Genomic DNA, 23,761 nt, shown 5'->3' with positions numbered 1-23,761 from the left:
CATCTTTAGTTAATTAACTGTTGTTGTAATTCGTGAATTTCATCACGCACAGACGCCGCTTTTTCAAACTCAAGATCGCTAGCATAAGCATGCATTTTCGCTTCAAGGGTTTTGATTTGGCTAGCAATATCTTTCGCGCTGAGCACTTGTTTAGACTCTTTACGCACCAACTTAAGGTTATCTTTCGGACTTGCCTCTTCACCCACATCCATAATATCGGTGATACTTTTAACCAGTGCTTGCGGCTCTATACCATGCTCAAGGTTATAAGCTTGTTGTTTTTCACGGCGACGGTCTGTTTCATCAATGGCTTGTCGCATCGAGTTAGTTATGCGGTCGCCATAAAGAATCGCTTTACCATTTAAGTGACGCGCAGCACGACCAATGGTTTGAATAAGTGAGCGAGTCGAACGTAAGAAGCCTTCTTTATCAGCATCAAGTATCGCAACAAGTGAAACCTCTGGCATGTCGAGACCTTCTCGCAATAAGTTAATGCCCACTAACACATCAAACACACCGGCACGTAAATCACGGATAATTTCGACTCGTTCAACGGTGTCGATGTCTGAGTGCAAGTAGCGAACTTTTACATCATGGTCGTTGAGATAGTCGGTTAAATCTTCTGCCATACGCTTAGTTAAAGTAGTAACAAGTACCCGCTCGTTCACTTCAACTCGTTTATAGATCTCAGAAAGTAAGTCATCAACCTGGGTGCCCACAGGGCGCACTTCAATTTCAGGGTCTATAAGCCCGGTTGGACGAATGACCTGCTCAGCAACCTCCCCTGATGAGCGCTCAAGCTCAAAGTCACCAGGTGTTGCCGACACATAAATAGTTTGCGGCGCAATGGCTTCAAATTCTTCAAAGCGTAATGGGCGGTTATCTAATGCCGATGGCAAGCGAAAGCCATACTCAACAAGATTTTCTTTACGGCTTCTATCGCCTTTATACATAGCACCAATTTGCGACACAGTAACGTGTGATTCATCAATAATCATCAATGCATCATCAGGTAGGTAATCTAATAATGTCGGAGGTGGATCGCCTGGTGTTCTACCTGATAAGTAACGCGAGTAGTTTTCGATGCCTGAGCAATAACCAAGCTCGGTCATCATTTCAATATCGTACTGGGTGCGCTGAGCAATACGCTGCTCTTCCACAAGTTTGTTGGCACTAAGTAGCTGAGCTCGGCGGTCTTTAAGCTCACCTTTAATTTTATCAATGGCATCAAGAATTTTTTCACGGGGTGTTACATAGTGGGTTTTCGGGTAAATAGTTGCGCGCACAATGTGCTTTTCAACGGCCCCTGTTAGCGGGTCAAAAATACTTAAGCGCTCAATTTCATCGTCAAACATCTCCACACGCACAGCGTAAGTATCCGATTCAGCTGGAAATATATCGACCACTTCACCACGTACACGGTAAGTACCGCGGCTAAATTCAATATCGTTTCTTGTATATTGCAGCTCAGCCAGACGGCGCAGCATATCGCGCTGATCGACGGTTTCACCCACTTTCAGTAAAAGCATCATCTTCATGTATGAGTCAGGGTCGCCCAAACCATAAATAGCAGACACCGAAGCTACAATAATGGTATCGCGTCGCTCAAGAAGCGCTTTGGTGGCACTCAAACGCATTTGTTCAATGTGCTCATTGATAGACGCATCTTTTTCAATAAAGGTATCGCTGGCAACAACGTAGGCTTCTGGCTGGTAATAATCGTAATAAGATACAAAATACTCAACCGCATTATAGGGAAAAAACTCTTTCATTTCGCCATAAAGCTGTGCCGCGAGCGTTTTGTTGTGTGCCATGATGATAGTTGGACGATTCAAATCATTAATAATATTGGCCATGGTAAAGGTTTTACCCGTTCCCGTAGCCCCTAATAATGTTTGATGCGCAAGCCCAGCCTCTAGGCCATCTTTTAATTGCGCTATTGCCGTTGGTTGGTCACCACTTGGCTGAAATTTCGAAACTAGTTGGAAATGGTCGCTCATGAATGACACTCCTTCATATATGACTCACTTAACCCATCAACTTCTTTAATAAACCATTTATAGGCAACCATTGCAGTGAATAAGTTACCAATCGCCGCACCAATAAATAAACCGGTTAATCCTGCAATTTCGCTGCCTATATAAGCAAAAGGTACATAAAAAACAAACAGGCGTACTACACTTAAAATCAGTGCATTCATTGGTTTATGCAGAGCATTAAATGAAGAGTTAGATAAAATAATCACCCCTTGCAGGCCATAACTCAATGGCAAGATATAAATGAACAACTTAATCACATCTATTACCGCTTGCTCTTTACCAAATACATCAGCGATAAAGCTAGAGGTTAACAGCAGTAAAATATAAATAGCGAACTGCCAAATCATCACGAATTTCAAGGTTTTTGTGTAGGCTTCTTTAACACGCTCAAACTTACCTGCCCCAAAGTTTTGACTCACAAATGGCGGCAAGGTCATCGACAAAGCAAGCACCACAAGGCTTGCAATAGATTCAATGCGACTGCCTACACCAAACGCCGCAACTGCTTCAGGACCATGTTTAGCCACTAATGCTGTCATGACCGCCATGGCAATAGGTGTCAGCATATTTGCGCCAGCCGCAGGTAAACCAATTTTAAGAATTTTACGAATCGAGCTAAGCGGCGTTTGTACACCAGCATGCAAACTCAATAGACCATTTTTTACCGCAAGGATGTATAAAATGATAACGACAGCAACTGACCATGCAATAACACTAGCAATAGCTGCGCCTTGAATACCTAATGCCGGAACGGGTCCAAAGCCAAAAATAAGTATAGGGTCTAAGATGGCATTAATCAGCCCTGCTCCACCCATAACAATGCTCGGTGTTTTGGTATCGCCACTGGCTCTAAGCACAGAGTTGCCAACCATAGGGGTAATTAGAAATACGCTGCCTAAGAACCACACACTCATATACTCATGAATAAGCGGTAAGACTAATTCGCCAGCACCCAATAACTTAAAGATCGGATCTATTAATAAATAACCTACTACAGATAAGCTAAACACCATCACCACCGATACCAACAACGACATGCTGGCATCAAAACGTGCTTCATCTAACTTATCACTACCAAGTGCTTTAGCGATAACCGCAGAGGTACCTATCCCTAAACCAATTGCAAGGCTAATAACAGTAAAAGTAACAGGAAAGGTAAAACTAACAGCGGCGAGAGGCTCTGTACCTAACAAACTAATGAAGAAGGTATCAACCAAATTAAACATCATTAGGGTGATCATGCCAAAGATCATTGGGATGGTCATTTTTTTCAAGGTTGGCAGAATGGGTGAGTTTAAAAGATCAGGTTTAGTTTTGCTCTGCGGTTTCACGCTCATGGGAATACTTTGCCTCTTTTTCTGAACCTGTAAGTTTAAAGCATCCTTCTCTTGCAAGCTATGCTTTATTAACAGAATCAAAATTCATACACAAAACTATTACTTTTGACGCTTTGACATAAAAATAACCACTAACCCTCATAAAAAACAATATAAAAACAAGTTTAATAGCTTTGTTACAATTAAAAGGCAGTATTCGCTGTTTTTTTACACAATAAATAGCGCCATTTCATCGTCACGAATAAATTTACTCATCAATTCAGCAAGGCTTCAGATAAAAACACTAACACATTGATTTAAAATAAATTAAAAAAAGTGAATTAAATACTTGAAATTGCTGTAGCCCTCGAAAATCCTAGCACTATAGCTGTTCTTAAAGTTTAATAAACAGAGTTATCCACAGAAACCGTGGATAACTCGCTAGAAGCCGCAAATATAAAGGCTTTTAAGGCTAGCCTGAAACGCATAATACTATAAATAGCAAAGCATCTTGTTTTAACGGTTTTATAAGTTTAGTGAAAAGAAGGCGCAAAAAATGTTCTACAGCTACGTGAACTTAAGTATGACAATTAAAATACAAGGAAAGATTACAAGCTAAATATCTGATAAAAAGAACTAAAATTACTTTGTGTATAATTGAAGCCAACTAATTTTAGAATTTTCTAGCAAAAATCGGGGAAGCCTACCTTTACCTCATTAAGGAAATACACGAAAAAATATCAGGAGTGGGAACTGCCACGAAAAGAATTAGATCTATTTTTTGCCATCCGAAAAAAACATTACATAAATAGTGATTTCCTCGATTTGGTAAAGAATGACTTAGCAAAGAAACCTTTTTTATATTTTTAAAAAATGACTCAGCTCAAAAAGCATGCAAAAAATTGATGCATTCGACATAGATCCTCCGCTGCTAAGCAAAAAATGTTGAGCTTTTCAGCTACATTTTGCTCAGATCGAACATAAAAACATCGAATAAGCTTCTTTTTTGAATTTATGAAGTTTTTATGTTGACACTTTGCAATGCTGTCATTAATATTTCGCCTCCGCAGGTCCCCCGTTCGAGTCGGGGAGGGGGAGCCAAATCATAGCACCACACTACTCTATTTAGTTCCCCCTTAGCTCAGTTGGTTAGAGCGACGGACTGTTAATCCGCAGGTCCCCCGTTCGAGTCGGGGAGGGGGAGCCAACTCCGCGAATCTATTAAAATTTTATCTACTATTATTCGTCGATTGTATTAGACTTTAAAGCACTTATAATCTAACCTAATTTAAGTTTATTCTATATTATGCTTTAGAATACAACGACTATACTTAAAGCAATCAATCAAGGAATTGATTCCTTCCTTTAGGCTTTTAAAAGATAAGAACATGGCTGGCTTTAAAAAACTTATTTTTATACAACTTATATCTTGGTTGCTGTTTGCATTATTAGGTGGTTACTTTATTGCGCTTAGCTTTGATAGCGCAGTCAGTGATGCACAGCAAAAAGCACAGCGTGTAGTAAACGCATATATAAATACACAAACCATTGAGCAACTTGCACCAGAGAAAATACAAAAAGCATTTGCCGATGGTAGCACTTTTTCTAAACTTGTGATCCGTGATCAATCAGGTCAAGTGGTTAGCAAGGTAGAATCTAGCCAATCCCTACCCTTGTTTGCTGAAATAGTTAATAACAGTTTTAATTCCATTCGCCCTCAGTTCGCCGTTAATCAAACATCTGACATTAAAGTAGAGTTTACGATTAATGCACACAACCTGGCTAGTCTATTACAACAGTCTTTATTTATTGTCGTTTTAATTTCAGGCCTTATTGCCCTACTTCCTATTATTTATATGAAGAGCATGTTCCGCCGCCTAAATCGCAAAATTAGTACGACCATTTCAGATATCGTTGATATTTATATCAACCAAAATCAGGTTAACGGTGACCTCGAGCAAGCGATGGATACCACCCGCTTAAAGAAGTTAAGCAAAGATTTAATTCCATCGTTCAATCGCCTATCGCATTTCTTACAGACCAAGCATGATGACATTCAAAATAATGCGCTAAATATTAAAAAAGAAGCGTATAAAGATGTAGTTACAAACCTTGGCAATCGAAATATGTTTGTTGAGTACTACGAAAAGAATATTGAGAACGTAGAAAAGAGCACGTTTGGTTCGCTTGCTATGGTTCGTTGTAGCGAATTGCAAACCATCAACCAAACCCGTGGTTACCAAAAAGGTGATGAATACGTAAAAGGTGTGGCTGATATTATTAAACATATTAGTGGCACCTATACAGGCAGTCAGGTTTTTCGTTTAAACAGCTCTGACTTTGCAGTGGTATTACCTAATACCCCTCTTAAAGAAGCTGAACGCTTTGGCGATAACTTACAATCGCGTTTTACTCAGTATCAGCAAAACCAAGAATTAAGCTCAGTTGCTAACACAGGTATTGTTGGCTACGAAAAAGGTAAGCCGCTTGGTGAGTTATTATCGATTGTTGATAATGCAATGAGCATGGCGCAATCAAAACAAGCGAATGCATGGCATGTGCAGCGCGAAACAGACTTAGTTAATAACGCCAGCGCAGGTTTTGGTAACCAAAACTGGCGTAAAGTTATTAGCGAAGTGATTGAGTCGAAACGTGTTCACTTGGTTATGCAGAACATTATGCCAATAGGTAAAAGTGTTAAAGCCTATGCAGAGATTCAAGTTCGTTTTAAAACCGCAGAAAATCAAATGCTGCCAACAGCCTCTTTCCTTGCTATGGCAGAAAAGCTAGAAATGGCAATGGAAATTGACCGCTTAATTATCGATACCACTTTAGAAAAAGTTAAAACCCGTAATTTCTCTGAAAAATTCTTTGGTATTAATGTTACTGCATCAAGCGCTCACAATGATCAGTTTGTGATCTGGTTAGAACGCCGCTTACTGAAAGACAGTAACATTGCATCAAAACTTATTTTTGAAGTCAGTGAGTTTGGATTACAACAAAACATTAAAGCAAGTAAACGCTTTATCGATATGGTACATCGTGTGGGCGCACGTATTACTGTAGAACGCTTTGGTGTGGGGTTAACCTCATTTAAATTCTTTAGAGACTTAAAACCTGACTTTATCAAAATGGATGCAAGCTATACTCGCGGCCTCGAAGAAGATAAAAACAATCAATACTTTATGCGCTTAATGGTAGATCTTGCTCACCGTATTGGTGTGAGTGTATTTGCTGAAGGCGTAGAAAGCCAAGAAGAAAAACATATCATCGAAACGCTGTGCTTAGATGGTGTGCAAGGCTATTACATCGAAAAGCCAAAAGATATCTAACCCCTCTTTAAGGCCCAAAAAACCTTACTATTTTTGGGCCTATTCCATCTATTAACTTTGCTTTAACACTTTAATCGTAAACAGCTTTGTTAATTTTAGCTATTCGTCCCTCATGTGTTGTGTCAGCCCCCATAAAAAAGGATAATAGAGCCGTTTTTATTCTCGTGAGGCACGCATGACAGAATATGTCTTGTTATTGATTGGCACTGTGCTAGTCAACAACTTCGTTTTAGTTCAATTCTTAGGTTTATGCCCGTTTATGGGTGTATCGGGTAAGTTAGATACCGCGATTGGTATGTCTTTAGCCACAACCTTTGTACTTACACTTGCCTCCGTGACCAGTTATCTGGTGAATCATTATATTTTGATCCCGCTGGATATCGAATTTTTGCGTACCATGAGTTTTATTTTGGTTATCGCTGTTGTCGTGCAATTTACCGAAATGGTGGTGAGAAAAACCAGCCCGACACTCTATCGCTTATTAGGGATTTTCTTACCACTTATCACCACTAACTGTGCTGTATTAGGTGTTGCCCTACTTAATATCAAAGAAGACCATTCATTCTTACAATCGGCTGTGTACGGCTTTGGTGCCGCAGTGGGCTTCTCTATGGTGTTAATACTGTTTGCCGCATTACGTGAGCGTTTAGCTGCGGCTGATGTCCCTGCTCCTTTTAAAGGTGCTTCAATTGCGATGATCACCGCAGGCCTTATGTCGATGGCCTTTATGGGTTTTACAGGATTAGTGAAGTTTTAATATGACCTTGTTTTATGCTTTGATAGCGTTAGGTTCATTAGCGCTAATATTTGGATTAATTTTAGGTTTTGCCGCCGTTCGTTTTCGCGTTGAGAGCAACCCTATTGTTGACCAAATTGATACCATTTTACCGCAAACACAGTGTGGCCAATGTGGCTACCCTGGCTGTCGTCCCTATGCAGAAGCAATTGCCAATGGTGACGAAATCAATAAGTGCCCACCAGGCGGCGAAGCCACGGTAAAAAAGCTCGCTGATTTAATGGGTGTTGAAGCAAAACCGCTGGCTGGCGGTGAGCAAGCAGATCCAGTTAAAACCGTTGCCTATATTCGTGAAGATGAATGTATTGGCTGTACCAAATGTATTCAAGCCTGCCCTGTTGACGCCATCGTTGGCGCAACTCGCCAAATGCACACTGTATTAATTGATGAATGTACCGGTTGTGACTTATGTGTTGAACCATGCCCTGTAGACTGTATTGATATGCTGCCTGTCAAAGAAACCAAACAAACCTGGAAATGGCAATTAAACGCAATCCCTGTGACTCAGGTAGATTAGGAGCACAGATGGAAAAGTTAATAGATCAAATTAAACAAGGCAAAGTGTGGTCTATACCTGGAGGCGTTCACCCACCAGGTCAAAAGCTGCAATCAACAACACAAGCCATTGCAAGACTGCCACTACCAGACAAGCTCGTTGTATCACTAAAGCAACATATTGGTGCTAACGGCAAACTTATTGTTGAAAAAGGCCAGCAGGTTCTAAAAGGTCAAGCATTAACTAAGCCAAGCGGCAATTGGTCAGTGCCTGTGCACGCGCCAACATCAGGGTTGATCAGCGATATTTGCCCAATGCCTTCTGCTCATCCTTCAGCACTGCCTGAGCTTAGCGTAATTATTGAACCTGATGGTGAAGATAACTGGTGCGAGCTTAACCCTGTGCCTGATGCTAAAGCACTTTCCCATGATGAGCTTGTCGATATTATTCATCAAAGTGGTATTGCAGGTATGGGCGGTGCTGGCTTCCCAACTTATGTAAAAGCAGATACCCGTAAAGCCATTGAGTTTTTAATTGTTAATGCTGTTGAGTGTGAGCCTTATATCACTGCTGATGACATGCTAATGCGCGAACATGCCGATGGTATAATTGCCGGTATTGAATTAATGCAGCAGCTATTAAGTCCACAGCTGACAATTATTGGTATTGAAGATAATAAACCTGATGCCATTGCTGCCATGAAACTCGCAGCACAACATAACGACAGCATCATAGTGCAAACAGTACCAACGGTTTACCCTTCTGGCGGTGAAAAACAGCTAATTAAATTGCTAACGGGCAAAGAAGTCCCTAGTGGCAGTATTCCTGCCGATATTGGTATGTTGGTGCAAAATGTCGGTACTTTGTTTGCGGTAAATCAAGCCGTACATGAAGGTAAACCTCTTATAGAGCGTGTAGTAACGGTAACCGGTAACACCATTCATAAACAAGGTAATGTGTGGGCTTTACTAGGCACTGAAATTAAACATTTATTAGACTGCCAAGGCTTTTCTCCGGTTCCACAGCAACGAGTGGTTATGGGCGGTCCAATGATGGGCTTTACCTTACCAACCGTGCGTATTGGTGTGGTTAAAACGACGAACTGTATTTTAGCGCCAGATCACCAAGAGCTTGCTGAGCCGGGTGATGAAAAAGCCTGTATTCGTTGTAGTGCCTGTGCTGATGCCTGCCCTGCTTCATTGTTACCTCAGCAATTACAATGGTTTGCTAAGTCTAAAGAATACGACAAACTCAACGAGCACAATTTATTCGATTGTATTGAATGTGGCGCCTGTGCTTATGTTTGCCCAAGCGAAATCCCCTTGGTGCAGTACTATCGTGTTGCTAAAGCTGAAATCAAAGAGCAGCAAGCAGAGCAAATCAAAGCAGAGCGAGCAAAAGAGCGTTTTGAAGCACGTAAAGAGCGCTTAGAGCGCGAACAAGAAGAGCGTCAAAACCGCCATAAACGTAAGCCGGCTGCTAAGTCAGATGGCGAAAAACAAAAAGTGGCCGATGCACTCGCGCGTGTTAAATCTAAATCTGATGATAAAGACAGTAAGTCAGCTGTCGCTGCAGCTATTGCCCGTGCGAAAGCGAAAAAGCAAGGTGCTGAGCTTGAGCCTGATAACTCTGAAGTAGCTAAAGAGCGTGCAGCGCGTAAAGAACAAGCACGTAAATACAAAGAGCAAAAAGCACTAGAGCAAGGTGAAGAAAGCGTCGATAAAGACGATAAAAAGTCTGCTGTTGCTGCCGCTATTGCCCGCGCTAAAGCGAAAAAAGCCGCACAAGCTACAGAAGAAAACGCTTCTGCTGAAACTGACGCTGCGCCAAAAGATGACAAAAAAGCTGCTGTTGCAGCTGCTATCGCTCGCGCTAAAGCGAAAAAAGCAGCGCAAGCTGCTGAAAATCAAACTGAAGCTGAAGAAGATAGCGCACCAGTAGATGACAAAAAAGCTGCTGTTGCTGCTGCAATCGCTCGTGCTAAAGCGAAAAAAGCAGCGCAAGCTGCTGAGAATCAAACTGAAGCTGAAGAAGATAGCGCGCCTGTTGATGACAAAAAAGCTGCTGTTGCCGCTGCTATCGCCCGTGCTAAAGCGAAAAAAGCAGCACAAGCTGCTGAGAATCAAACTGAAGCTGAAGAAGATAGCGCGCCAGTTGATGACAAAAAAGCTGCTGTTGCAGCTGCTATCGCCCGTGCTAAAGCCAAAAAAGCAGCTAAAGAGCAAGCGCAGAGTGACGACTCTTCACAGCAAACTAATGATTCAAGTGCTGAGGCAGATGCCCAGCCACAAGCTGACGCTCCTGAATCTAACGAAGATAAGAAAAAAGCCGCCGTTGCTGCCGCTATCGCTCGCGCCAAAGCGAAAAAAGCCGCTAAAGAGCAAGCACAGAGTGACGATTCTTCAGAGCAAATAAATGATTCAAATGATGAGGCTGATGCCAAGCCACAGGCTGACGCACCTGAATCTAACGAAGATAAGAAAAAAGCCGCTGTTGCAGCTGCCATAGCTCGAGCCAAAGCGAAAAAGGCCGCTAAAGAGCAAGCGCAGACTGACGAATCATCAGAACAACTTGATGATTCAAAACCGCAGGTTGATGAACCTGAGTCAAGCGAAGATAAGAAAAAAGCAGCGGTCGCTCGTGCCATTGCAAGAGCTAAAGCGAAAAAGTTACAACAAGAAGGAAACGATAAGTCATGAAACTAACCATGGCGAGTTCGCCGCATAATCATAGCCATAAATCATTAAGCCAATTAATGATGACAGTGATTGCTGCGTGTATTCCAGGCTTAATCGCGCAAGTTTTCTTTTTTGGTAGCGCTGTTTTAATTCAGCTTGTTCTCGCGCTAATTACAGTTAGCGCCTGTGAAGCCGCTGTATTGCTGCTTCGTAAACGCAAAGTTTGGCCAACACTCAGTGATGGTAGTGCGTGGTTAACAGGCGTATTACTGGCGTTGAGTATTCCGCCTTTAGCGCCTTGGTGGATTATCGTAATTGGCTGTATGTTTGCAATTGTTATTGTAAAGCAGCTCTATGGCGGCCTTGGCTTTAATTTATTTAACCCTGCTATGGCAGCTTATGTATTACTACTTGTATCGTTTCCGGTGCAAATGACAAGCTGGTTACCTGTTAGTGATTTACTTGCATCTCCGATAAGCTTCTCACAGCAGCTGTCTGTTATTTTCAATGGCTTTACCAGCGCTGGTTTTAGTGTTGATCAATTACGTGTAGCGATTGATGGCACAACCATGGCAACGCCGCTTGATACCGTTAAAACAGATGTCGCCCATCACCTAACGGTGGCTGAGAGCATGAGTAAGCCTCTTTTTAATGACTGGTTTGGCCTTGGTTGGGGCTGGGTTAACCTCGGCTTTTTAATCGGGGGGCTTTATTTATTAAAAGCTAAAATCATTAATTGGCATATCCCTGTTAGCTTTTTAGCCTCATTGGCCGTGTGCAGTGGTATTGGTTATATTGCAGCTCCTGGCACAGAGCCAGGCGTGGTATTTCATTTATTCAGTGGTGCAACCATGTTAGGGGCATTCTTTATTGCTACCGATCCAGTTTCTGCATCAACAACGAATAGAGGCCGTTTAATTTACGGTGCGTTAATTGGTCTACTTGTTTACTTAATTCGTACTTTCGGTGGTTATCCTGATGCTGTGGCATTTAGTGTATTGCTGTTAAATATGGCGGTACCTTTAATTGATTACTACACGAAACCACGTACTTACGGCCATGGGGTGTAATAATGATCCTTTCCTCAATGACTAAAAACGGCGCTATTCTTACAGCATTTGCGCTCATTACCACAGGCACTGTGGCCCTGACTCATAGCCTGACTGCTGAGCGTATTGAAGAGCAAGAAAAGCAACAACTTGCAGAGCAACTTCAACAAGTACTTGATGCCCATCATTATGACAATCAACTATACAAAGATTGTGTCGTGATCACCGATGAGCGCTTAGGTCCACGCCCAGAGCAAGTTATTTATCGTGCTTACAAAGACAATAAGCCTTACGCTTTAGTGATGCGCCATGTAACACCAAGTGGTTATAGTGGCGATATCAACTTATTAACTGCGGTTTTTGCCAATGGTGAAATAGCGGGTGTTCGTGTCACTAAGCACGAAGAAACACCGGGCCTTGGCGATAAAGTTGAGGTCAAAAAATCAGACTGGATCACCCTTTTCAAAGGGCAAAATGTACTGGGTGAAGATGATAGCCGCTGGGCTGTTAAAAAAGATGGTGGCCAATTTGATCAGTTTACTGGCGCAACCATTACACCGCGTGCCGTTGTCGGCTCAGTAAAACAAGCTGTGCTGTTTGCCCAAGCTGAATTTGATAACTTGTTTGCTGCGCCAAACATCTGTCAAGGAGCCAAGTAATGAGCCAAGTTAAAACTTTATTTAAAGATGGCATGTGGGCCAATAACCCTGCCCTTGTGCAGTTATTAGGCTTGTGCCCGCTACTTGCCGTTACCTCTACGATTACCAATGCATTAGGCCTAGGTTTAGCAACTTTATTGGTTCTGGTTGGTTCTAACGTCACCGTATCGATTGTGCGTAACTGGGTACCTAAAGATATTCGTATTCCTGTTTTTGTGATGATCATCGCAGGCTTTGTAACCATCGTGCAGCTAATGATGAATGCCTATACATTTGGGCTTTATCAATCACTGGGGATTTTTATTCCACTGATTGTTACCAACTGTGCCATTATCGGTCGCGCAGAAGCATTCGCATCTAAAAATACCGTGCCACTTTCAGCCTTTGACGGCCTGATGATGGGACTTGGCTTTATGTTAGTTTTAGTGGTGCTAGGGGCAATGCGAGAGCTTATTGGTCAAGGTACGCTATTTGATGGCGCCGATTTATTATTAGGCCCATGGGCTGCTGCACTTCGAATTGAAGTATTTAGTTTTGATAACCAATTTTTATTGGCAATTTTACCACCGGGTGCCTTTTTAGGGCTTGGTTTATTGATTGCTGCAAAAAATGTCATTGATACACAAATAAAATCTAAGCAAGTTGTTACTCCAGAAGCAGAAAAAGGCCCTAGAGCCCGAGTGACAAGTTTAACTTAAAGGAGAGCACGCACCGTCACTGCGTGCTTTACGCCATCATGAATAAAGAAAAACGCTATGAGATCTTATCTCGTCTACGTGAGCAGAACCCGCACCCAGAAACAGAGCTTGAATACTCAAGCCCGTTTGAATTATTAGTTGCGGTTACCTTATCAGCACAAGCAACAGATGTCGGTGTTAATAAAGCCACCCGTAAGCTATTCCCTGTTGCTAACACGCCTCAAGCGATTCTTGATTTAGGCCTTGAAGGCCTTCGCGATTACATCAAGACCATTGGTTTGTTTAATTCTAAAGCCAATAATGTCTATAAAATGTGTGAGATTCTGGTCAATCAACATAACTCAGAAGTACCAGAGAATCGTGAAGCGCTCGAAGCATTACCGGGGGTTGGCAGAAAGACCGCGAATGTAGTTTTAAACTGTGCCTTTGGCTGGCCGACAATTGCAGTTGATACGCATATTTTCCGCGTTTCTAACCGCACTAAGTTTGCCATGGGTAAAGATGTAGTTGCTGTAGAACAAAAATTAGAAAAAGTGGTACCTAAAGAGTTTAAGGTCGATGTACACCACTGGTTAATCCTGCATGGCCGCTATGTGTGTACTGCTCGTAAACCTAAATGCGGCAGTTGTATTATCGAAGACTTGTGTGAGTTTAAAGAAAAGACTGAGTAGTTAAAGTCTACTCTAAGACAAACAATTTTAAGGTGATGCTGCTCACCTTTTCTATCACACCATAAGCTCATTTTGCTTATTGTGCCAAACACTAGGTTTGGCACAATGTTCCTAGCCATTATCGTGGGTTTTGGCTTACCTGCTTTTTAATAAATTCTCGCGTATCTCTTAACAGTGCCACTCTTGCTGGTTCGTGGACATACATCATGTGACCGCCGTGATAATAGTGATAATCAATTTTATCAGCGTATATACCGTGTCTATTTAAGGTGTATTCAGCATCAAAAAATGGCGTAACAATATCGTAATAACCAGAGGCGACCATCACTTTCATTTGCGGATTGCTGCGAAGCACATAAGATAAATCTGGCGCTGTATTAACGTATCTTGGCTCCCAGCCTTGTCCATCAGGAGCAGTGCGCCAGCGCCAGTTATCTGATAACTCAGGATCGCCAGGGTTTAAGTATTTTCTTTTCCACTGTACGTTTAAATCTGCGCGCATATATTTCATCAGTGCCGCTTTATATGCTGGCCCTATCACTTTTGACGCATCTTGCTTAGGAGCTGCTGTTAAATCGTCTCGTTCATCAAGCTTATAACGTCCATCAAGAAAGCCTACTGCGACGCCCTCATCACGCAATAACTCTTTTGCAAATCTAAAGGCGTTAATGCGTAAATCAACCTGCTCAATATATTGTTTGCTTAGCCCTGTATAACGGTGAAGGCCGTCAACAATTCGCTTTCTGTCAGCTTTACTAAGCACATTACCCTTAAATAAGGCTGGTAGTAATTCATCAACTGCAAATTGTCGGCTTGCATCTATAAATGCTTCAAAATCTCCAGATGTATCTACTTTTTTATGATACCAAGCGGTTGCAGCAAGTGTGGGTATGTAAGTGATATAAGAAATAATGTTGTCATCAACATAAGGGCTTGAACCTTGATAGTCTAAAGCTTGTGACACAAAAATAATGCCATTTACATTAATCAGGTGTTTATCCATCAGTACTTTAGAAACCGCTGCTGCTCGAGTTGTCCCATAGCTCTCTCCCAATAAAAATACTGGTGCATTCCAGCGATTTTCTTTTGTTAGCCACTGGGCAATAAAATCAGCGATAGAGGCTGCATCTTGATTTAAGCCCCAAAAGGCTTTGCTGTCAGTGTTGCCTAAGGCACGCGAGTAACCTGTACCAACAGGGTCCACAAACACCATATCAGTTACATCAAGTATCGTCTCAGGCGCATCTTTTAATTCGTAAGGAGCCATTCCTGGATGTGCAGCATCGCTTGGTACAACAACTCGTTTAGGACCATAGGCGCCCATATGTAACCAATTAGATGATGAGCCTGGGCCACCATTCCAGATAAATGTGACTGGTCTGTTTTTGTTATCGCTTGCAGCTATGTAATCAAACGAAAAAATAGCAGCAGTTGGCTCTTCGTTTTTGTTTAATAAATAGGTTTCACCGGCTACAGCTTTGTATTTCATCCTTTTGTCATTAAAAGTACCTTTATGCTGGGTCACAAATTTAGTGGCTTCGGGTATCGGCTTCTTACTGTTGTTTGAATTTGAGACTTCATCTGCATTAACTGCGTTTGTACAAAACGCAAACAATGTAGAGATGACTAAAGTTTTGAAATTGGCAACATACGCCATGTTTTATTCTCCCTCGGAGGCTTAGCTTTATCGGGCTTGATAATAGAGCGTTGCTATTTATGTCTTGAATGCTTTGCCAGCCTATTTTTCAAGTTTTATGTTATTCACCTATTACCTTTACAGTAAGAAGGTGTAATTTCAACTGTCTGCGACAAAGGTGTTGTAGTACTCTATCCTATTGCAAAATAGCAAGGTCCTGATTATATCTCCAAATCATAAGCTTAATTATTAATTTAACAGCATAGTCTTTACGCTTTATCTCAATCTTGCTGTGCAAGTAATCGAAATAACTTATAATCCATGTTTAATAATTTTAATGCGCAGCCTTTCTGCGCTATTAGAATTGTGCGAATTTAAAGACAAAAAAGAGGATGCTTAAATGCGCTTATTACACACAATGCTTCGCGTTGCTGATTTAGATAAATCAATTGAATTTTATACGCAGGTATTAGGTATGAAAGAGCTGCGCCGTGCAGACAACGAAGAGTACCGCTACACCCTTGCTTTTGTCGGTTATGGTGACGAAAAAGATTCGACCGTGCTTGAGCTTACTTATAACTGGGATACTGACAGCTATGATTTGGGTAATGCATACGGTCATATTGCTATCGAGTTTGATGATATTTATAAAGCCTGCGAAGACATTAAAGCTGCTGGCGGTAATGTGAGTCGTGAGCCGGGTCCTGTAAAAGGCGGCACAACTGAAATAGCATTTGTTAAAGACCCAGATGGTTATGCGATTGAGTTAATTCAGAAAAAAGATAACAACACTTTTTGATTTATACTGGCTATTTCAGCGATTGCTGAGATAGCCACTTTGCGAGTGCTTTTTCAAGTTCAGAAAAATTAATTGGCTTTGCAATATGGTCACTGATACCAATTTTTGCGCTTGTTTCGATGTCGTCTTTCATAGCATTAGCACTAACCGCAATAATCGGCGTATCAAAATCTGGCCTTGCAAGTAAGTTTTCACTGGCAGTCAATCCATCCATCACTGGCATTTGAATATCCATTAAAATCAGTGCGTAATCTTGTGTTAGGGTTTTCTCACAGGCAATTTGTCCATTTTCTGCCAGTTCATAATTTAGACCTAATTGAGTTAAATACTTAGTGATTACAATTTGGTTAATCGGGTTATCTTCGGCAATTAATATTGGCTTATCGACGGCTTTAAAATCGAACTGAGTGTCTTCATCTGATTGGTGTACTTTTGCGCTAGCGTCCTGTGGGTTTAGTGATTTAAAATTAACATTAATGGTAAACTCGGTACCTTTTCCAAACTCACTGTCGATAGCAATAGTGCCTCCCATCAAATCAATCATCCCCTTACTGATGGCAAGCCCAAGACCGGTCCCTCCATATTCACGAGTGGTGCTACTTTGCGCTTGAACAAAGGGATTAAACAGGGCCGTTATTTTATCTTCAGCGATACCTATGCCTGTATCTTTTACCGATAACACGACGGCTGTCTGGTGTTCATCTCGGCTTTGCAGAGTAAGCGAAAGAATGATCTCTCCTTGATTGGTAAACTTAACGGCGTTAGAGAGCAAGTTAATCAGCACTTGTTTAACACGTATTTCATCACATTCTACATTCAGCGATTGTAATGAGGAGACCTCAAGCCGGCAGCCAACCCCTTTAGCATCACAACTCGGTTTAAATAGTAAGATTAGGTCATGGCAAAGCGCGACTAAATCACATTGTCGCGACTCGAGCTCTATTTTATTGGCCTCTATTTTTGAAAAGTCGAGAATATCGTTAATCACGGTTAATAACACATCACTACAGTTATTAATTTGCCTTACAAACTCTGCTTGCTCTTGTGTTAGCGTGCTTTTATTGAGTAGCTGCAAAAAGCCCACAATACCATTCATTGGAGTGCGTATTTCATGGCTCATATTGGCTAAGAATTGGCTCTTAACTTGCTCAGAGCGCTCAGCGCGAAGTTTTTCTAATTGCAATGAAGTAATTTGTATATCAATGGTATCAGCCATGCTGCTAAGGGAATCTGCAATATCTTTAAACTCTTGATAATGAAAATCGTCGGTATCTTGTTTGTAATTACCTAATGCATATTCTCGGCTAAGTGCAGTAATACGATTTAGTGGGTTATGAAGACGGGCCGTCAACCAACGCACTGAGATAAATGAAATAATAGAGAGTCCTACAATTAACAACCCTGCCAATATAGCCGTTTGCTTTACAGCGCTGGTGTAGGTGGTTTTTGCTTCATTAATTTGGAATTGTAAACTGGTTGGCTTACCTGCAAAAAAAACATTACTGATTGAGGCCTGCCCCATTAATTTGCCGTTATCGCCAGCATCGCCCACGCTATATAGAATGTTATCTTGTGCTGTAATTTGTACCTGCTTACCCGCTTGATATACCGGTTGCTCATTGTGTATTGCAAGCCACTTTAACGCCTCTGATAAAGGCACAAAAGACACTAACACGCCCGTTTTAATTATTGGCTCACTGAGAGAATCTTGCTCATGTAGCAATGTAGATGTAATTGCCAGTAAAGCATTTTGTTTTGCCTGTAAAGGTGCGAGTAGCTCAGTAACTTGCGGATTATCAATAATTTGAATTGTGTTTTGCTCTGTTGATGTTTGAGCGCTGTCGAGAATGCTTTTAGTGAGTTTAAAATTCAAATTTAAAGAGGTGATGGGATACCCTTCAACTATAAACCCTTGATTATCAATTACTATCGATGCTTTTATCTGTGGATTTTGGGCAACAAACTCTTGTAGCTGCACAAGCGCGAACTGTGAGTACACCACTTTATTTGGCAGCTCAGTTATCGCCTTAGTGCTACTAAGTAATTGGCTATTTTTCTCAAGCTTAAATAAGAGTTGTTCAAGACTGGCTGCATTATTTCTAGCTTGCCATTGCAAACTCGTATTTGCTTGGTCAATTGAGCTTAAATAGAAACGCCCAATCATCAAACCTGCAAGGATCAGTAGGGGAATAATGACCAGTAGTAATACACTGATAAATAAGGCGCGGCTAAAGCGTGGACTACTCATTCATCCCCTTCATTGGCAATCGAACGCTCTGCCAACCCTTGCATAAAAAGCCCCGCTTGCTCAGCAGTTAAGGCACCACTGCCATAGCGAATAAATCCTTTATTTAATACTTCCCATACGATGATCATAGATGCGGTAGAGGGCATAGGTTTTGTGAATTGTATAGCATCAATTAAGGTTGATAACTCAGTGCCTTGTTGTGCTTTTAGGTTATTTAAAACCTCAGTGTTAACTGGGATATCTTGAAGTTTTTGCCAAACGAGTGTTTGGAATTTTTCCGCTTGAACCAATTTAGCAAATTTGATCAAGCTCTCTTTATTTGCACCATTTAAAGCATGGTTTGGAAATGCCAGCACAAAGGTTGAGTAGTAAGGCTGCATATACTCACCATTGAGTTTCGGTAATTGTTGTATTCCTAAATTATTACCCAATGCCTCTTCATACGTTTTTAATGCCCATGCACCATCAATGGTGAAAGCGGCTTGCTGCGCTTTAAATGCATTATTTGAGCAAGTGTAATCGCACTGCCTATCAACCAGGTTTTGTTTATTTAAATCCCAAACAAATTTGAGAGCCGATTGCATTGCTGGTGTATTAAGCTGAACATGGTTATCTACAATTAGGTCGCCATTAAAAGCCGATAAGAACGGGATAAACCAATACATTTCCATAAAACTCCATGTAACGAGTTTCACTTTTTCAGGCAATGATGATTGAATTCGGTATATATCCTGCCAATTTTCTATTGGCTCTTTAACAAACTGCTTATTATAAAAAAGTAATAGGTGATTGCCTTGAATGATGGGTATACCTAAGAGCTTGTTGTTTAGCTTTGCAGTTTCTAAGGTTCGCTTGTCTGTGGTATCAGCTATGAGTGAGTCTGGAATAGTGCTGTAGTTGGCATATTTATCAAGGCCTAAGTGATCAGCGGGTACAATAACAACGTCTGTTGAGGTGCTGGAACTAGTATTTTGTACCAACCTTACCTTTAGCGCCTTTTGGTCAACCAATACAGAGTTAACCGTCAAACCGCTTTGCTCTGCAAACTCACTAAGCAATTGGTTAAAATGTTCATGCTTCATGGTATGGGCTAGGTTTATCGTTGCTGCATAGCCATCAAACGTAACTAATAGCACCGCCAGCCAAAATACTCGCCACACGCTAATGTCTACTCAAAATGAATTAAAATTACTTTTTAGTTAAGCACATATGCCCTAAATTGCCCAGCCTAATCAAGGGTTTTCTTAAACCTAAATGCAGCCACAGCCAAGCCCAAAATTGTAAAGGCTAACAGCCAAAGTAAATCACTGCTCATGCTTATTAGATTGACATCTTTTAGCACGATTCCACGTATTAACCTTAGGTAATGCGTTGCGGGTAAGCACTCAGCAAGCCATTGCGCTGCCTTTGGCATGCCTTCATAAGGAAATACAAAACCTGATAATAATATCGAGGGTAACAGAATGAAAATTGTCATTTGCATTGCTTGAAGCTGATTTTTAGCGATGGTTGAAAGCACTAAGCCAAGCACTAAACTGGCACATATAAACGCAAAGGTTGCGACAACCAATGCGACTAAACCACCTACAAAAGGAATATGAAACAAGAGCTTACCCATACCTAGTATAATAAATAACTGAATAAAACCAATGAAGATATAAGGCACCACTTTACCAATCATTAATTCAAGTGAGCTTAACGGTAAGGTGATTAAGAGCTCCATATTACCTCGCTCTTGCTCTTTAACAATGGCTGCAGAGGTAAACATAATCATCGTCATAGTTAAAATAACAGCAGCTAAACCTGGCACAATATTCACTGCAGAGCGTTGCTCTGGGTTATAAAATAAGGTCGTCTCAAAGATAGGGTAAGTTCGATTCGCAGGTTTATCGAGAAGCTCTGCAAGCGGCATATTACGCAGCGATTTTATGCTCGAAGCGACCATTGTATCGGAGCCATCAACTAACCAATGCGCAATTGGCCTGACTAACGACTCATTACTGCCATCAGGCAAACCAAAACCCACTGTTGGGTGCTGGGCAAGTCGGTTTGCCACATCGTGGGGTATAAACAGCACAGCCCGCACTTTCGCGCTCGCGATTGCTGTTTGTGCCTGTTCAATACTGTCGTAATAATCCGTCACTTTAACCACATTTGTCGCCGATACTGTTTGTACTAAAATGCGACTGAGCGCAGTTTGACTATGATCGACCACTGCAACAGGGATATCTTTAACGTTGGTGTTAATAGCGTAACCAAATAGAATCAGTTGGATAAGGGGGATCATCACCACCATCGCAAAGGTCATTCTATCGCGGCGTAATTGTAATAATTCTTTGTTTACAATTGCTTTTATCCGGCTTAATGAAGTCATAATACTCATTGTCTGCCCTGCCCTGTGCAGGTGACAAACACGTCTTCAAGGCTTGGGCGCACACTACTTACTTGCCACGTATCCTGACAAAATGATTGCTGTTTTATGAACTCAACGGGGTCTTGAAGATCTTTTTTTACTAATACTCGCAGTTGTGTACCTAATTGAGTGGCTGAGATAACATGGTCGATTGTTGCGAGCTGTTTTTTTAATTCTCTGGTTTGCGCCCCTGCGATTTCTACAACATGAGCGTGCATGTCTGTCATTAATTGCTTTGGAGAGCCATCCGCGCGTTTAATACCAGATTCTAAAATGGCTAAACGATGACAACGCTCAGCTTCATCCATGTAATGGGTGGTGACTAATACCGTGGTACCGGCATTACTTAAATCAAACAGTGTTTCCCAAAAATCACGGCGATTTTGTGGATCGACTGCCGATGTTGGTTCATCAAGAAATAAAATTTTCGGTTTATTAATCACTGCAGCAGCCAATGCTAAGCGCTGCCGTTGGCCCCCACTCATACTTCCGGCCATTTGATCTACTCTTTGATCAAGACCATAGGTATGGAGCAATTCGTCAATTCTTTGTTGTTTTTGTTGCTTTTTAAACGGGTAAAGCGCCGCCATGAACTTTAGGTTTTCAAGCACGGTCAGGTCACTATAAAGTGAAAACTTTTGTGTCATATAACCAAGTTGCGTTCTGAGCTTTTCAGCATCTTTTGGCAGACTCAAGCCAAGCACATTGATATCACCAGAGGTTGGCTTCAATAAACCCGTAAGCATACGGATTGCAGTCGTTTTACCACAGCCGTTAGGGCCCAAAAAACCATAAATTTGCCCTTGCTCAACGTCTAGATCAAGGTTATCAATCGCTTTTAAATCGCCAAATTGTTTTACCAAACCTTTGGCATGGATCACCGATTCAGTCATGGCATAATCACTTGAGCAGGTACGCCTGTCGGTAAATTATTTTCACTTACCGGTAGTGTTACCTCAGCAAGGTACATTAATCTCGCACGCTCTTCCTGATTAAGGGCATAAAAAGGCGTGAACGCAGGCTCTGAGGCAATCCAGGTCAGTTCACCCTGAATATCTTTATCTATGCCATCGACACGAACTGTAAGTGTCATGCCCTGATTGAGCTTGGCACGATATGGTTCAGGGATATATACGCGCGCATAAGGTGCGCTGTTTGCTTGAATAATAACGACAGGGCTGCCTTTAGTAACTCGCTCACCTACGTGCCAAGGTAAGTTATCGACCCTGCCAGCACGCATCGCTTTAATTGTCAGATCTGAGAGGTATTTTTGCTGTACTTTTAGTTCTGCTTCTGCCGCCTGAACTTGCGCTTTCGCACTATTAATATCTTCAACGCGAGAACCATTTGTTAATTCATTTAAGTTCTGCTTTGCTGATTCTAAATTAGCGAATGTCTCATCGCGTGCAGCGGTTGCACTGTCTAAGGTTTCTTGGCTTGCGAGTTTATCTTTAACTAAGGTTTTTGCACGGTGAAAATTAGCTTCGCTTTGCGTATATGCAGCATTAGCTGCTGCTACTTTGGCTGATGCACCAGCAACTTCTTCGGGGCGAGCACCATTCAAGGTTTTTTCAAGAAATGCAGTGGCTTGAGCTAGTTGAGCTTGTGCTTTAGCAACAATCGCTTGTTGTAGTTCGGCATCGAACTTTGCAATCACCTGCCCTTTTTCGACCAACTGGCCTGCTGAAACGGGTAAATCGATCAGTATTTCGTTAGTCGTTGCAGGATGGATCACACGCTCACGCTCAAGCGTTCCTAGCGCTACTCCCTCATTTGAGTCTGAGCAAGCAGTAATGACTAAAGAAATTAGAATGAGTACAACACGTTTAGCTAACATTTTAATTTCCTTATGGTTAGCTGATGAGTTGCTAGATACTATAAAGTATTAAAATGATCTGTAAAAGTGATCTATAGGAATTAAAGTTTTAGAAATATATGGAGTCTATATCGTAAAGATATATGGAGAATAAGGAATCTTAAGTTGAAAAATCTTAGTTATATTTGAAATGATATTTAAAAGATAGTCTTTCCAACACATTACTTACTTAAAGTAAGTGGCGTCCCCAAGGGGATTCGAACCCCTGTTACCGCCGTGAAAGGGCGGTGTCCTAGGCCTCTAGACGATGGGGACGCAGAAAACTGCAACCCTAGGACAAACACTATGCAAATCTGGTGGAGCTATGCGGGATCGAACCGCAGACCTCTTCGCTGCCAGCGAAGCGCTCTCCCAGCTGAGCTATAGCCCCGACTTGCATACACACCGCCAATTAATGTTGGTTGTGTATCGCTGAGTGCGGGGCGCATTCTATGCAGCCCCCCAAATAAAGTCAACAGTTTTTTATCTAAGTTTATTTAAATGATTTAAATTTCAACAAGCTGACTAAATATCAATCCGTTGCGGAGGTATTTTATACAAAGCGCTATCAAATTAGCTATTTTGGGCTAATTGCATTGTTGATTTGTTATCAAAGACTCTCTGCTTTTGAGTTTACTCTCTAAAAAAAGGGTATACATTTATATGCAAAATAAAGTTCGTTATTTAAAGCTTTAAATAAAACGACTTTCCCCTCCCCTGCTTTGTTTTTAATAGTGCTAACTAGAGTGCAATTAACTAATGCAAATTTATCGATATGAAAAAACTGTTTTAAAAATTTACTGTATTCATATCATTTGGAATGATTTACCTAGGTCATAAAGCTATAGATCCAAGTCTAAATATAAGCTTATGAATATAAATTGCATATTTGTTCGCCAAAAAATGCTTAAATGCCATGTCATTGTTTATAAAAGCTGCATCTAACACATTTTTACTCATTCAAGTGTTGACACATTTACAACTCTATCTATAATAGCGCCCCACAACAACGCAGCAATGAGTTGTTTTAGATATGGGTCGTTAGCTCAGTTGGGAGAGCATCGCCCTTACAAGGC

General features: G+C 41.4%; 17 protein-coding genes and 3 tRNA genes. 10 read left to right on the top strand and 10 right to left on the bottom strand.

Annotated elements, in window-relative coordinates; translation table 11 throughout:
• Positions 1–5: 5 nt before the first annotated feature.
• Both uvrB and AN213_RS19450 read right to left on the bottom strand, forming a co-directional pair.
• On the bottom strand, positions 6–2,000 hold the full coding sequence (gene uvrB / locus AN213_RS19455) for an excinuclease ABC subunit UvrB (protein ID WP_055199421.1): 1,995 nt from the start codon (positions 1,998–2,000) through the stop codon (positions 6–8).
• Positions 1,997–3,376: an MATE family efflux transporter gene (locus AN213_RS19450; protein WP_055199420.1), complete on the bottom strand. Its 1,380-nt coding sequence runs from the start codon at positions 3,374–3,376 to the stop codon at positions 1,997–1,999. The genes uvrB and AN213_RS19450 overlap by 4 nt, the downstream gene beginning before the upstream one ends.
• A 1,109-nt stretch (positions 3,377–4,485) precedes the next feature.
• On the opposite strand from AN213_RS19450, the gene AN213_RS19445 reads away from it, so the two are divergent.
• The 9 genes from AN213_RS19445 (at position 4,486) to nth (ending at position 13,734) form a co-directional block, all read left to right on the top strand.
• Positions 4,486–4,562 (top strand) — tRNA-Asn (locus tag AN213_RS19445).
• Positions 4,563–4,743: 181 nt separating this feature from the next.
• The gene (locus AN213_RS19440) at positions 4,744–6,687 is read left to right on the top strand and encodes an EAL domain-containing protein (RefSeq protein WP_055199419.1); all 1,944 of its coding nucleotides are present in this window, start codon (positions 4,744–4,746) and stop codon (positions 6,685–6,687) included.
• 175 nt (positions 6,688–6,862) lie between these two features.
• Complete coding sequence (gene rsxA / locus AN213_RS19435; RefSeq protein WP_054553689.1) at positions 6,863–7,444, top strand: electron transport complex subunit RsxA; 582 nt, start codon at positions 6,863–6,865, stop codon at positions 7,442–7,444.
• Position 7,445: 1 nt separating this feature from the next.
• The gene (rsxB, locus tag AN213_RS19430) at positions 7,446–8,000 is read left to right on the top strand and encodes an electron transport complex subunit RsxB (RefSeq protein WP_054563643.1); all 555 of its coding nucleotides are present in this window, start codon (positions 7,446–7,448) and stop codon (positions 7,998–8,000) included.
• Positions 8,001–8,008: 8 nt separating this feature from the next.
• Complete coding sequence (gene rsxC, locus AN213_RS19425) at positions 8,009–10,678, top strand: electron transport complex subunit RsxC (RefSeq protein WP_055199418.1); 2,670 nt, start codon at positions 8,009–8,011, stop codon at positions 10,676–10,678.
• Positions 10,675–11,727 (top strand): electron transport complex subunit RsxD, encoded by a 1,053-nt coding sequence (rsxD, locus tag AN213_RS19420; protein ID WP_055199417.1) that lies wholly within the window; start codon positions 10,675–10,677, stop codon positions 11,725–11,727. Before rsxC ends, rsxD begins: the two co-directional genes overlap by 4 nt.
• A 2-nt stretch (positions 11,728–11,729) precedes the next feature.
• On the top strand, positions 11,730–12,365 hold the full coding sequence (gene rsxG, locus AN213_RS19415) for an electron transport complex subunit RsxG (RefSeq protein WP_054563640.1): 636 nt from the start codon (positions 11,730–11,732) through the stop codon (positions 12,363–12,365).
• Complete coding sequence (locus AN213_RS19410) at positions 12,365–13,063, top strand: electron transport complex subunit E (RefSeq protein WP_054553694.1); 699 nt, start codon at positions 12,365–12,367, stop codon at positions 13,061–13,063. The genes rsxG and AN213_RS19410 overlap by 1 nt, the downstream gene beginning before the upstream one ends.
• A 38-nt stretch (positions 13,064–13,101) precedes the next feature.
• Positions 13,102–13,734 (top strand): endonuclease III, encoded by a 633-nt coding sequence (nth, locus tag AN213_RS19405; protein WP_055199416.1) that lies wholly within the window; start codon positions 13,102–13,104, stop codon positions 13,732–13,734.
• A 118-nt stretch (positions 13,735–13,852) separates the two neighbouring features.
• On the opposite strand, the gene AN213_RS19400 is transcribed toward nth, so the two are convergent.
• A complete protein-coding gene (locus AN213_RS19400) occupies positions 13,853–15,391 on the bottom strand; it encodes a S10 family peptidase (protein WP_055199415.1) in 1,539 nt (512 codons plus the stop codon).
• A 379-nt stretch (positions 15,392–15,770) separates the two neighbouring features.
• Between AN213_RS19400 and gloA the strand changes: the two genes are divergently transcribed.
• Positions 15,771–16,169, top strand: a complete 399-nt coding sequence (gene gloA / locus AN213_RS19395) for a lactoylglutathione lyase (RefSeq protein WP_054553771.1) — start codon at positions 15,771–15,773, stop codon at positions 16,167–16,169.
• Between the two features lie 10 nt (positions 16,170–16,179).
• Here the strand turns inward: gloA and AN213_RS19390 are convergent, their stop codons facing one another.
• The 7 genes from AN213_RS19390 to AN213_RS19360 all read right to left on the bottom strand — a co-directional run bounded on the left by AN213_RS19390 (position 16,180) and on the right by AN213_RS19360 (position 23,076).
• Positions 16,180–18,417 (bottom strand): ATP-binding protein, encoded by a 2,238-nt coding sequence (locus tag AN213_RS19390; protein ID WP_054563637.1) that lies wholly within the window; start codon positions 18,415–18,417, stop codon positions 16,180–16,182.
• Positions 18,414–19,577, bottom strand: a complete 1,164-nt coding sequence (locus AN213_RS19385) for an extracellular solute-binding protein (RefSeq protein ID WP_055199414.1) — start codon at positions 19,575–19,577, stop codon at positions 18,414–18,416. The genes AN213_RS19390 and AN213_RS19385 overlap by 4 nt, the downstream gene beginning before the upstream one ends.
• 68 nt (positions 19,578–19,645) lie before the next feature.
• A complete protein-coding gene (locus tag AN213_RS19380; protein ID WP_055199429.1) occupies positions 19,646–20,791 on the bottom strand; it encodes an ABC transporter permease in 1,146 nt (381 codons plus the stop codon).
• A gap of 5 nt (positions 20,792–20,796) precedes the next feature.
• Complete coding sequence (locus AN213_RS19375; RefSeq protein ID WP_055199413.1) at positions 20,797–21,723, bottom strand: ABC transporter ATP-binding protein; 927 nt, start codon at positions 21,721–21,723, stop codon at positions 20,797–20,799.
• Entirely contained in the window at positions 21,720–22,667 is a 948-nt protein-coding gene (locus tag AN213_RS19370) for an HlyD family secretion protein (RefSeq protein WP_055199412.1), read from the bottom strand. Before AN213_RS19370 ends, AN213_RS19375 begins: the two co-directional genes overlap by 4 nt.
• A 218-nt stretch (positions 22,668–22,885) precedes the next feature.
• Positions 22,886–22,961: transfer RNA gene (locus tag AN213_RS19365), tRNA-Glu, on the bottom strand.
• A 39-nt stretch (positions 22,962–23,000) separates the two neighbouring features.
• A tRNA-Ala gene (locus AN213_RS19360) sits at positions 23,001–23,076 on the bottom strand.
• Positions 23,077–23,761 lie beyond the last annotated feature (685 nt).

Source organism: Pseudoalteromonas sp. P1-8 (genome assembly GCF_001399985.1).
Lineage (GTDB): Bacteria > Pseudomonadota > Gammaproteobacteria > Enterobacterales > Alteromonadaceae > Pseudoalteromonas.
This window is presented reverse-complemented; position numbering and strand designations above follow the sequence as displayed.